8 protein-coding genes and 1 pseudogene are annotated in these 11,601 nt (G+C 58.8%); 5 read left to right on the top strand and 4 right to left on the bottom strand.

The window, feature by feature from the left end; translation table 11 throughout:
* The first annotated feature begins 4 nt into the window (after positions 1-4).
* Both LRS56_06430 and LRS56_06425 read left to right on the top strand, forming a co-directional pair.
* Positions 5-1,189, top strand: coding sequence for an acyl-CoA dehydrogenase family protein (locus LRS56_06430; protein WDU64135.1), 1,185 nt, complete (start codon positions 5-7; stop codon positions 1,187-1,189).
* Between the two features lie 15 nt (positions 1,190-1,204).
* Positions 1,205-2,530: an amidohydrolase gene (locus tag LRS56_06425; GenBank protein ID WDU64134.1), complete on the top strand. Its 1,326-nt coding sequence runs from the start codon at positions 1,205-1,207 to the stop codon at positions 2,528-2,530.
* Here LRS56_06425 and LRS56_06420 read toward each other — a convergent pair.
* Genes LRS56_06420 through LRS56_06410 form a run of 3 tightly spaced genes read right to left on the bottom strand, consistent with a single transcriptional unit; the run spans position 2,503 to position 4,969 of the window.
* Entirely contained in the window at positions 2,503-2,949 is a 447-nt protein-coding gene (locus LRS56_06420) for a hypothetical protein (GenBank protein WDU64133.1), read from the bottom strand. The two genes, LRS56_06425 and LRS56_06420, sit on opposite strands and share 28 nt — an antisense overlap.
* Before the next feature lie 56 nt (positions 2,950-3,005).
* Positions 3,006-4,289, bottom strand: coding sequence for an ATP-binding protein (locus LRS56_06415; protein ID WDU64132.1), 1,284 nt, complete (start codon positions 4,287-4,289; stop codon positions 3,006-3,008).
* Positions 4,286-4,969: a response regulator transcription factor gene (locus tag LRS56_06410; GenBank protein WDU64131.1), complete on the bottom strand. Its 684-nt coding sequence runs from the start codon at positions 4,967-4,969 to the stop codon at positions 4,286-4,288. Before LRS56_06410 ends, LRS56_06415 begins: the two co-directional genes overlap by 4 nt.
* A 176-nt stretch (positions 4,970-5,145) precedes the next feature.
* On the opposite strand from LRS56_06410, the gene bamA reads away from it, so the two are divergent.
* From bamA to LRS56_06395, 3 genes are all read left to right on the top strand, one after another.
* Positions 5,146-7,512 (top strand): outer membrane protein assembly factor BamA, encoded by a 2,367-nt coding sequence (bamA, locus tag LRS56_06405; GenBank protein WDU64130.1) that lies wholly within the window; start codon positions 5,146-5,148, stop codon positions 7,510-7,512.
* 102 nt (positions 7,513-7,614) lie between these two features.
* Complete coding sequence (locus tag LRS56_06400; protein WDU64129.1) at positions 7,615-8,463, top strand: lipopolysaccharide biosynthesis protein; 849 nt, start codon at positions 7,615-7,617, stop codon at positions 8,461-8,463.
* 300 nt (positions 8,464-8,763) lie between these two features.
* Positions 8,764-10,155 (top strand): tyrosine-type recombinase/integrase, encoded by a 1,392-nt coding sequence (locus LRS56_06395; GenBank protein WDU64128.1) that lies wholly within the window; start codon positions 8,764-8,766, stop codon positions 10,153-10,155.
* 584 nt (positions 10,156-10,739) lie between these two features.
* On the opposite strand, the pseudogene LRS56_06390 reads toward LRS56_06395, so the two are convergent.
* Positions 10,740-11,506: pseudogene (locus LRS56_06390) on the bottom strand (TerC family protein).
* Between the last annotated feature and the right edge of the window lie 95 nt (positions 11,507-11,601).

The raw sequence follows: 11,601 nt of genomic DNA, 5'->3' as shown, positions 1-11,601 counted from the left end.
TTCCATGACCGATTACCTTGCCCTCGCCCACCAACTGGCCGCCCAGATCCAACCCGGCGCCGCCGACCGTGACGCCGGCAGAATCCTGCCCTACGCCCAGCTCGACCTGATCCGCGAATCGGGCCTGGGTGCCGCCCGGGTGCCGGCGGAATATGGCGGCGGCGATATCAGCCAGCTGCAGGTGGCGCAGATTTTCATCAGCCTGGCCAAGGCCGACCCGAGTGTGGCGCAGGCGTTGTTTCCGCACTTCGCCACGGTCGAGCACCTGCGTCTGATTGCCAGCGCCGAGCAACAACGCGAATACCTCGGTGCCTTTGCCGAGCGCCAGTTGTCATCTGGCGCGATTGCCGAACGCAGCGGCACCTTTCGCGGTGAAATCCATACACGCCTGGAGCGGCGCGGTGAGCAACTGGTGCTCAATGGCAGCAAGTTCTACAGCACCGGCTGCCTGTTTGCCGACCTGCTGAAAATCCAGGCGGTGGACGCGGACGGTAACGCGGTGTACGTGATGCTGCCCGCCGACACCACAGGTATCACCCTGCTCGACGACTGGGATGGCATGGGCCAGCGCGTGACTGCCAGTGGCACGACCCTGCTGGAGAATGTGCCGGTGCGCCAGGAGCAGGTGATCCCGCTGGCGCAGTGGTACCAGCGCCGCAACTATGTGGGGGCCAGCGCGCAACTGATCCATTGCGCCATCGATATCGGCATCGGCCTGGCCGCCCTGGAGGATGCGGTGGAGTGGGCTCGCACCGGCACGCGGCCGGTGCGTGAAAGCGGTGTGGATAATGCGCGCAACGACCCGTACATCCTGCACACCCTCGGCGATCTGGCCGCGCGCATCCACGGGGCCGAGGCGCTGGTGGAGAAAGCCGCCGGGGCAGTCGACCTCGCCGCCCGCACCCAGTTGCAGGGGTTGGCGCAGGCAGAGGAGCTGGAGGCGATTCTGGTGCGTTCGTCGATTGCGGTGGCCGAAGCCAAGATTGCCTCGACCCGCGCCGCCCTGCATGTGTGCGAGCGCCTGTATGAAGTCGGCGGCGCCGCTACCACCCAGTCGCGCTACAACTTTGACCGGCACTGGCGCAATGCGCGCACCCACACCACCCATGACGCCCTGTCTTACAAGTACAAGGCCATCGGCGACTACCTGCTGAACGCCAAAGCGCCGCCGATTGCGTTCACTTACTGAGCCGGGAGGCGGCGTATGTTACGTGTGAGAACTGCCGGTTTTTCGCTGCTGATGTTGTCGGGGGCGCTGTCGGCCGCCGAGCCCTGGGACGACCTGGATCGGCAGATCAACCAGGCGCTGCCCGGTGTGATCGAGCTGCGCCATGCCATTCACCAGCAGCCGGAATTGGGCAATCGCGAGTTCCACACCAGCCAACGCATCGCCCAGCGCCTGCGTGAACTGGGGCTGGAGGTGCAGACCGGTATCGCCCACACCGGCGTGATCGGCATTTTACGCGGCGGCAAACCCGGCCCGGTGGTAGCCATACGCGCCGAACTGGACGCGCTGCCGCTGACCGAACAGACCGGCCTGCCCTACGCCTCGACGGTGCGCAGCAAAGATGAAGGCGGTGACTTTCGCAGCCGTGGCCAGGAGGTGGGCGTGATGCATGCGTGCGGCCACGATGCGCATATGGCCATGGCGCTGGGCGTTGCCGAGGTGCTGGCGGCGCATCGCGATCAGTTGCCCGGCACGCTCAAACTGATTTTCCAGCCGGCCGAGGAAGGCCCGCCGCTGGGCGAGCAAGGCGGCGCGCAATTGATGATCAAGCAAGACGCGCTGCAAAATCCGGCGCCGGCGGTGATCTTCGGTATCCACGTGACGGCGGGTACGGCGGGCACCTTCACCCTCAGCCGACAACGCACCACGGCGGCGGCCGATACCTTCGTCGCCCATATTATCGGGCGTCAGACCCATGCCGCCTTCCCCTGGACCGGCATCGATCCGGTGCCGGTGGCGGCCCAGGTGATCCTGGCCTGGCAAACCATCCCCAGCCGCCAGTCGAACCTCAGCCTGTTGCCGGCGCCGGTGATTTCGGTGGGCCGCATCGAGGCTGGCGACCGCCACAACATCATCCCCGCCGAAGTGCGGCTGGAAGGCTCGATTCGTACTGTCAGCGATGAACAGCGCGAGGATGTTTTGCAGCGCATGACCCGCACCGCCGAGAACATCGCCGAAGCCTCCGGGGCCTCCGCCAAGGTGGACTACCTGCCCGGCAACTACCGCGCCGGCTACAACAATACCGCGCTGGTGGACGCGTTGATGCCCGTGCTGCAACAGGTATCGACCACACCGGTACGGATCGACAACGGCACCTATGGCGCCGATGACTTTGCCGAATATGCCCGCCAGATCCCCGGCCTCTTCATGCGCATGGGCGTGACGCCACCGGCGCTCGAGGGCAAGACCGTGTGGCCCACCCACTCACCGGGCTTCCAGGTGGATGACCCGAGCCTCGCGGTGGGGATTCGCGCCCTGAGCCGGATGACCCTGGCTTATATGGCCGCGCATTCGGCCGAGTAGATGACGGTCTGCGCACTGTTGGCCGCGACGGTCTGCCGAGTGAAGTAGGTATCGCCTTCGTCGGTCAGAATCTCGTAGTCGGCCTTGCGGGCTTCGCTGGCGTGTTTGATGATTTTCAGCACCCGCTGGAATTTCACGCTTTGTGTGCCGTTCTGGTTGGGCCCGGTCAGCACATTGACGCTTTGAAACCAGCCCGCGTGCTGCTTGTTGCCCACCAGTGCACGGGTCATCGCCTCGAACCGCTCCAGCCGGGTGAAGCCCCACAAGGTCTGCTCTGCAACCGTCGCGCCCGGTGTGGCAGCGCCGGTAAACACAAACAGATTGATCGCCGGGGTGTCTTCGCAAAAGAAGTCGTACGGAACCAGGCCGTCGACCATTTTGCGGCCGGACACAAAGCCTTTTTTATGCACCTGAAACATCGCCACCTCCTCTCAATCATGGCGAGGAGTCTAATGAGGCGCGACGTACAGGGCGGTCAAGCCAATGTAATGTCGTGTAAAGATCGCGCATTGTGCAGGTTGATCTGCACCGTCAGCCCACCACCCGGCTCATTGCATGCCTGGATGCTGCCGCCGTGCATCTGCACCGCCCTTGCGGCAATGGCCAGCCCCAGGCCAAAGCCCACGCTGGCATCGCCCACGCCCCGCTCGAAGGGATGGAAGATGCTTTGCAGTCGGCCATTTTCGACGCCCGGCCCGTGGTCGGTGATCCGTACGTTCAGGCGGGTGGCCTCAGCATTGACCTGCGCCGAGACCTGCACCGTGGTGCCCGGGCGGGTATAGCGCACGGCATTGCGGATCACATTCTCGAAGCAGCGGTACATCAACTCGCCACTGACGCAGGCAATAAACGGCGGGCAGGCGTCCAGCTGCACGCGGCAGCCTTTAATCCCGGCTTCGAACTGCGCGTCTTCAACAATCATCACCAGCAATTCGATGATATCCAAGGGCTCGCGCTCGATGCTTTCGGGCCGGCCTTGCAGGCGTGCCAGGGTCAGCAGCGCCTCGATCAGCGTGTCCATGCGTTCGGCTTCGCGCTCGATGCGTTCGAGCATTCCCAGGCGCTCCACGTCCTGGCGCAACAGGCCGATGGCTGCCTGCATGCGCGTCAGCGGCGAGCGCAGTTCGTGGGAGATGTCGTGCAACAAGTGCTGCTGGGCTTCTACCAGCACCTTCAACTGGTTGGCCATGCGGTCGCAGTCTTCGGCCAGGTCGACGATTTCATCGCGGCGCTTGCCCATGGCGGGCTTGACCCGGGTTTCGAAGCGACCCTGGGCCGCGTCGCTCATCGCACGTCGCAGGTAAGCCAGCGGCCAGGCCAGGTAGTACGCCATGTAACCGCTGAACAGCGCGCTCATCAGCGTGCCAATGATCAGTGGGATCTGGTGCCAGGGCTTGCCGGGATCTTTACCGGGGGCGTGGGTGGACCTGATCGACAGCGCCAGCCCCTCCTTGCTGATCACCGATTGCTCATAGGCCGGCTCTGTCACGGGCGCGCCCACCAGCAATTTACCGGTGCTGTCATAGACGCCGATGGCCTGATCCGGTGGGTGCTCCCAAACGGTCAGCAGTTGGCCGGCCGCTTCGACACCGAACTGTTGCAACAGCTTTTCTTCGGCCGCCAGCATGGCTTCCACATGCGGGTCATTCGGCCTAAAACGCCCCAGCTCAAGCACGCCGACCCCCACCAGAAATGTCAGGGTGGTCGCCAGCCAGAAGGCCAGGAACAACTTCCAGAACAGCAAGCTGGGTTTGATCATTCGGCAATCAACAAATAGCCGAGGCCGCGCACGCTCTGGATCCACGCCTTGGCGTCGGGCCGCGGCCCGAGTTTTTGCCGGATGCTGCTGATATGCACGTCGATACGCCGGTCGTAGCGCGTCAACGGGCAGCCCAGGGCATTCAGCGACAGGGCCTTCTTGCTCACCACCTGCCCGGCACTGCGGGCGAGTTCTTCAAGCAAGCTGAACTCAGTGCTGGTCAGGCCCAGCTCGGCACCGTTCCACAGGGCCTGGCGCTTGCCCGGCCATAACACCAGCGCGCCGGTCTTGATCACCTCGTTGGTCGGCTGGCCCACCGGCTGCACCCTGCGCATGATGGCGCGCAGGCGGGCCACCAACTCACCCGGGGAACTGGGCTTGGGCACATAGTCATCGGCGCCTAGCTCCAGGCCGGTGATGCGGTCGATGTTGTCGCCACGCGCCGTCAGCAGTACCACCGGCACCTGGCTGACGGCGCGAATACGCCTGAGCACCTCGATGCCCGAGCGCTGGGGCAGCATGACGTCCAGCACCACAATGCTGTAGCGCCCCGAAAGCGCCTCCACCTCGCCCTCCTCGCCCGTGTGCACGGCCGTGGCCTCGAAGCCTTCGCACGCCAGGTATTGGCTAAGCATTCCAGTCAGTTCCTGGTCGTCGTCGACTAGCAATACAGAGATCATCACGGGCTCGTCTGTGGAGGGGTGCGCATTATCAGCTTCACAGCGTGATTTCGGGCCAACCTTTACCTAACTTGACATTCGGTTAACCGCACCAAACGCCACGCGCTCTTATGCTGGGTGTTCACCCGTCCGGCCGCGCCGGCGCTGCTTGTCGATGTGTTCTGGAAAAGATCTTGATGAATTTTTCGCGCCTGCTCTGCTCGGTTGCGCTGCTGCTCAATGCCTCACTGGCACTCGCCCAAGGTTTCAAAATCTCGGATATTCGAATCAACGGCCTGCAACGGGTCTCTGCGGGCAGCGTGTTCGGCGCACTGCCGTTGAACGTGGGCGACGAAGCGGACGACCGGCGCCTGGTGGATTCCACTCGTGCGCTGTTCAAGACCGGTTACTTTCAGGACATCCAGTTGAGCCGCGAAGGCGACGTGCTGATTATCAATGTAGTCGAGCGCCCCTCGGTTGCCAGTATCGAGTTGGAAGGCAACAAAGCGATCTCAACCGATGACCTGATGAAAGGCATGAAGCAATCCGGGCTTGCCGAGGGCGAGATTTTCCAGCGTGCCACCCTGGAAGGCATACGCAACGAGCTGCAACGCCAGTACGTGGCCCAGGGCCGCTACTCGGCATCCGTCGACGCGCAAGTTGTGACCGAGCCGCGCAACCGCGTGGCCTTGAAGGTCAAGATCGATGAGGGCGAAGTGGCGTCGATCCAGCACATCAACGTGGTGGGCAACAGCGTATTCCCGGACGAGGCATTGATCGATCAGTTCACCCTCAAAACCAGCAACTGGCTGTCGTTTTTCAAGAACGACGATAAATACGCACGGGAGAAGCTCTCCGGCGACCTTGAACGTCTGCGCTCGTACTACCTGGATCGCGGGTATATCAACATGGATATCACCTCGACCCAGGTCTCGATGACGCCGGACAAGAAACACGTCTACATCACCGTGAACATCCACGAGGGCCAGAAATACACGGTGCGCGAGGTGAAACTGAGCGGTGAGCTGAAAGTCCCGCAAGACCAGGTCCAGTCATTATTACTGGTGCAAAAGGGCCAGGTGTTTTCGCGCAAGCTGATGACCACCACCTCGGAACTGATTACCCGCCGCCTGGGCAACGACGGCTATACGTTCGCCAACGTCAACGGCGTGCCACAGGCTCACGATGAAGACCACACGGTGGACGTCACATTCTCCGTCGACCCGGGCAAACGGGCTTACGTCAATCGCATCAACTTCCGTGGCAACACCAAGACTGACGACCAGGTGCTGCGTCGTGAGATGCGCCAGATGGAGGGCGGCTGGGCGTCGACCTACCTGATCGACCAATCCAAGGTGCGCCTGGAACGCCTGGGGTTCTTCAAGGAGGTCAACGTGGAGACACCGGCAGTGGCCGGCGTGGATGACCAGCTGGATGTGAACTATGCCGTGGAAGAACAGGCGTCCGGGTCGATCACCGCCAGCGTCGGTTTTGCGCAGAGCGCGGGCCTGATTCTGGGTGGGTCGATTTCCCAGAACAACTTCCTCGGCACCGGCAACTACGCCAGCCTGGGGCTGACCCGTTCGTCGTACCAAAGTAAATACAATATTGGTTTTACCGACCCCTACTTCACCGCCGACGGGGTGAGCCTGGGTTACAACGCGTTCTACAGCAAGACCGACTACAACAAGTACTACGATGATGGGGTTTCCTATTACGCCATCAACAGTTTCGGCCTGGGCGCAACCCTCGGCTACCCGATCAACGAAACCTCGCGCCTGAGTGTCGGCCTTACGGCACAACACGACAGTATCGAACCCGGTACCTACAGCGCCGACGAGATCTACGATTTTGTCGAGCGCGAAGGTAAGGAGTTCACCAACTTCAAGGCCAACCTTGGCTGGTCCGAATCGACGTTGAACAAAGGCATATTGGCCACTCGCGGGTACTCGCAAAACCTCAACCTGATGGTCACGGTGCCCGGCAGCGATCTGAGCTTCTACAAAATCGATTACACCGGGCAGACCTACGTGCCCGTCACCAACAGCACGACCCTGCGCTTTCATACCAAACTCGGCTACGGCGGCGGCTATGGCTCGACGGACGGGCTGCCGTTCTACGAAACCTATACGGCGGGCGGCGAAGGCACCGTGCGCGGCTTTGAGAGCGGCACCCTCGGCCCGCGCAACACACCCGCCACCGGTGCTTATGCGAGTGCCGGGCAGGCGTACTACTCGGACCGGGACACGGAAGCGCTGGGGGGCAATATCCTGATCACCGGAGGCGCGGAATATTTGTTCCCGGTGCCGTTCATCAAAGACAACAAATCCGTACGAACCTCGGTGTTCTGGGATGTGGGGTCGGTGTACTCGGACAAATGCTACCTCAGCACCACCCAAGGCTGCGGCAGTGTGGACCTGGGCCAGATGGCCAGTTCCGTGGGGGTGGGCGTGACGTGGTACAGCCCAATGGGGCCGCTGAGTGTCAACCTGGCGTACCCGATTCGTACGCCCGAGAATGCGGACAAGCAGGTATTCCAGTTTTCCTTTGGGCAGACGTTTTGATACGGGCCCAGGGCTGCCGGCGTACTTATCTATTTTTTCATGAGGAAACCCTGTAGGAAAAATCTGGTCAGCTGATATACGCACCTGACACTGACTGCACGGATGAGCCAGATGAAACATATGTCCTTCGCCGATACCGAGCGTGCTGGCAACAGCACGCGGCCTCCATATGCCTTAAACCCCAGCCCTTGGCGTGCGCTGACCACGCACGATTTTGATGACTGCCGAGATACTCAAACCGGCGCGGTTTTCATTATTGCTTCAGGGGTGTCGGCCAGAGCGTTTCCACTCGAAAAATTCGCCCACGTGCCTATGATCACCATGAATGGCGCGATTTCGATGTTCCTGAACACCGACATAAAACCGTTTTTTTACGCCTGCACCGACAAAAGCTTTTCCGAGCAACAGCCCGAATTATTCAAACACGCCATGGCCATCAGCCAAAGAGTCGCACTGTGGGAAGACCATGCGCGCTCAGCGCCTGTTCGTCCAAGCGGCGAGCTATACACGCTGTCCAAGGCCAAAAGACCCTCCTGGATCGACTCTGTGCTCGGCCGGCATAGCGCGCTGGTCGCCAATCATTCCCTGCGATCCATTGGGGAGCGCCCGGTTGGCTTCAGTAAAAACATGAGCGAGGGCTTTTTCGACGCCCGCACCGTGGCTTATCTGGCGGTCCAACTGGCCTTCCATGTCGGCTTTTCCAAGGTCTTTCTGGTCGGCGTTGACCTGCAAGAAAATGTGGGGAGGTTTTACGAAACCTCAGCCTCCAACCACTCCCCCTGCGGGCTCGATCAGCACTACCACACGCGGATACTGCCTTCGTTCAAGCTGATGTCAGAGAAAGTCATGGGCGATGAGTTCCGGGTTTACAACTTATCCGACACTTCACGGCTTCCCGACGAAATCGTCCCGCACGTAAGCCTCGCGCAGGTTGAGGCGATGCTTGGGTAGCGTGCTAGAGGTCGAGCAGACGGTTTTCTGCAGGCATGAAAAAAGCCCAATCTTTTCAGATTGGGCTGAGACATTGAAAAATATGGTCGGGACGGAGTGATTCGAACACTCGACCCCTAGCACCCCATTCAGTTAATCACTAGACATCCCTAGTTCGCACAACACCTCTATAGAATTCTAAGACTCAGTAAAATAGGACCTTTCAGCGATTAACTCTTCCAACAACCGCTATCCTGACCTACCCTTAGCTGACGGATACGTGGGAGTAAATGTGGGAGTAAATTTCTCAGAAGGTTGATTATGGCCAAGCTCACCGCCAAAGAACTAGAAGCACTCACTGAGCAAGATGTCGGCACCGTTATACGCGACGAAGGCAGCCTCTCAGGCAGGGTCTCACTCCGCAAAAAAGGTGTCGCCATCCCCTTTTACTTCCAATTTCGTTGGGAAGGTATTTACACCCGCTTTTCCTGCGGTACCTGGCCAAACAAGTCGTTGACCGAAATCCGCAAGGAGCGCAACGAAGCGCGAGACCTTGTAGCTAAAGGGATCAATCCTAATGAAAACAAGCGCGCCGGGAAGGTCAGACAAAAAGCGGAACTGGCTGCTCAACTCGCGGAGGCCGATCGGCAAAAGTCTAAGGAGCTAACGCTCCTGGACCTGGCGGAAGAATGGCTTCGCGATGGTGTGGCACGCAAGGATGGTAATGCCGAGCTACGGAGAAAGTTCGCGAAAGATCTTTACCCCGCCCTTGGCTCAACAGTCATCAGTTCAATCAGTGAGCATGACCTGCGGAACCTGGTGCGGTCTGTAATGGCTCGCGGCGCTACTCGTCAAGCCATCAGTCTTTTTTCGGATATCGTTCAGATGTTTGGATGGGCTAAAAAACGCCAGCCATGGCGAACGCTGCTGATTGACGGAAACCCAGCAGACTTGGTCGAAATCAACAAACTGGTACCCAGTGACTACCAGGAGGAGCGAACTCGGATCCTCTCCTCTAGCGAACTTCAAGAACTACACCACCGCTTTGAAAAAATGACTGCGGACTACGCAGCACTACCTGCCGGCGAAAAGTACGATGGGATTCGCCCACTCAAACCAGAGTCCCAACTTGCGCTTTGGATCTGTTTGGGAACGCTATGCCGGATCGGTGAACTTCTTCAAGCCGAATGGAAAAACGTAGACCTGGAAAATGGCGTCTGGTTTATTCCCGTGGCAAACGTCAAAGGCAGCCGTGGAAAGAAGCAGGACCACCACGTGTTCCTATCTGCGTTTGTGACCAACTATTTCAGCAAGCTTCGGTTGCTTACGGGACACTCTCAATGGTGCTTCCCCGCAAAGCATCATGATGGTCATGTCGATCTCAAGGTCGTCAGCAAACAGGTGGGAGACCGCCAATCACGCTTCAAAAATCGCAAACCACTTTCCCGTCGCCGACATGATGACACCCTGGTGCTGTCCGGTGGTGCGAATGGGGAATGGACACCCCATGACTTGAGACGAACAGGAGCAACCATGATGCAAGCCTGGGGCATAAGCCTTGACGTGATAGATCGGTGCCAGAACCATGTGCTCGCAGGTTCTCGGGTCCGCCGGCACTACTTACATCATGATTATGCCGAAGAGAAAAAAGCAGCCTGGAGCCTGCTGAGCGAGAAGATCACTGAGATCATGATTGACCAGGATGGTTTGTAGGGATTTGAGACAAAATAGAAGGTCATCGCCTCCGCCATCTTTATACGACAAAGCCCTGATCATTCAGGGCTTTGTCGTTTCTGTAGTTTGACAAATAGCGCCAGCCCACACCCTGGATGGGTCTAGCTTTTCGACCAGCGGCTAATTCTTCGTAGGGTCTCGTGCCTGCACTTATGGTTCTGAAGAACCGATTTAGAGGCAGCTTCCGGAGGAAACGCGGGGAACGAAAGTAGAGATCTTGAGCTAGCTTCGACGCGATCCACAAATTACGCACAAACAGAAACGCCGGTCAGTGAGTGGCGTTTCTGTGAATTTGGAGAGGGAAACGAGACTCGTATCTGGTGTCCGACTCATTGAAATCTAAGGGGTTTCTTTTCTTGCCGGAGCAGGAAAAGACTTAATTCTGGACTTGTTTTTGACGGGTATCAAGGGCCAAGCAGAGGCGCTTCGGGCTACGCGATTTAATACGACCCACTGCAAGAAGGCGATTGTATCGGGGCCTGTCACACGTCCGACCTGATTGCCATGCGAATCCGACCACCTTGGTAAGTGCTTGAATTCCTACGCGTGCAATCAGTCAGCCTTCACTGCCCTCTACTTCCCATGCATTGCTCGCCCACACCCTCAATGCTTGGGCCTTTTTTCTGACCGGCCCGCACACGAATGTTCAACGTCTCCACCAGCAGTGAAAAACCCATCGCAAAATAGACGTAGCCTTTGGGTACATGAAAACCCAAGGCATCGGCAATCAGTACCATACCCACGACAATCAGGAATGCCAAGGCAAGCATCTTCAAGCTTGGATGCCTATCGATAAATGCACTGATTGCGCCCGCAGCAAGCATCATGATCACGACAGCGACCATGATGGCCGCGATCATCACCGGTACGTGAGAAACCATTCCAACAGCCGTGATGACCGAGTCCAGGGAAAAAACGATATCGATAATCGCGATCTGGATAATGGTGCTCAGAAAACCGGCGCCTTTTTTACCGAACTCAGATCCCCCTCCTCCCCGCCTTCCAACTCCTGAAAGATCTCGCTGCTGCTCTTCCACAACAGAAACAGTCCACCGAAGAAAAGAATCAGGTCGCGACCGGAAATCCCTTGATCCCAGACATGAAACAGATCAGCAGTCAGACGCATTATCCACGTGATGGACAGCAGCAAGAGAATGCGCGTAACCATGGCGAGGGCCAGGCCAAAAAAACGTGTTCTTGACTGCATGGGTTTTGGCATACGGCTGACCAAAATGGAAATCATGATGATGTTGTCGATACCCAACACTATTTCGAGCACTGTCAGGGTAAAAAACGCGATCCAGATCTCCGGATTGAGAAACCATTCCATAACGTCAAAACTCTCGTTTGTTCAGAAAAAAAGGCATCGCCCGGTTTGGCGATGCCGCATGCTCAAAGTGAGCGAGTCGTGGTAAGCCGCATCGC

Source organism: Pseudomonas poae (assembly GCA_028869255.1).
Classification (GTDB): domain Bacteria; phylum Pseudomonadota; class Gammaproteobacteria; order Pseudomonadales; family Pseudomonadaceae; genus Aquipseudomonas; species Aquipseudomonas poae_C.
The sequence above is the reverse complement of the archived record's forward strand: the minus strand, read 5'-3'. Positions and strand labels throughout refer to the sequence as shown.

Bases quoted from the DNA above. Each gene is read 5' to 3' on its own strand.
- LRS56_06415 (WDU64132.1), bottom strand. From the start codon at position 4,289: ATGATCAAACCCAGCTTGCTGTTCTGGAAGTTGTTCCTGGCCTTCTGG.
- bamA (WDU64130.1), top strand. From the start codon at position 5,146: ATGAATTTTTCGCGCCTGCTCTGCTCGGTTGCGCTGCTGCTCAATGCC.
- LRS56_06410 (WDU64131.1), bottom strand. From the start codon at position 4,969: ATGATCTCTGTATTGCTAGTCGACGACGACCAGGAACTGACTGGAATG.
- LRS56_06395 (WDU64128.1), top strand. From the start codon at position 8,764: ATGGCCAAGCTCACCGCCAAAGAACTAGAAGCACTCACTGAGCAAGAT.
- LRS56_06420 (WDU64133.1), bottom strand. From the start codon at position 2,949: ATGTTTCAGGTGCATAAAAAAGGCTTTGTGTCCGGCCGCAAAATGGTC.
- LRS56_06425 (WDU64134.1), top strand. From the start codon at position 1,205: ATGTTACGTGTGAGAACTGCCGGTTTTTCGCTGCTGATGTTGTCGGGG.
- LRS56_06430 (WDU64135.1), top strand. From the start codon at position 5: ATGACCGATTACCTTGCCCTCGCCCACCAACTGGCCGCCCAGATCCAA.
- LRS56_06400 (WDU64129.1), top strand. From the start codon at position 7,615: ATGAGCCAGATGAAACATATGTCCTTCGCCGATACCGAGCGTGCTGGC.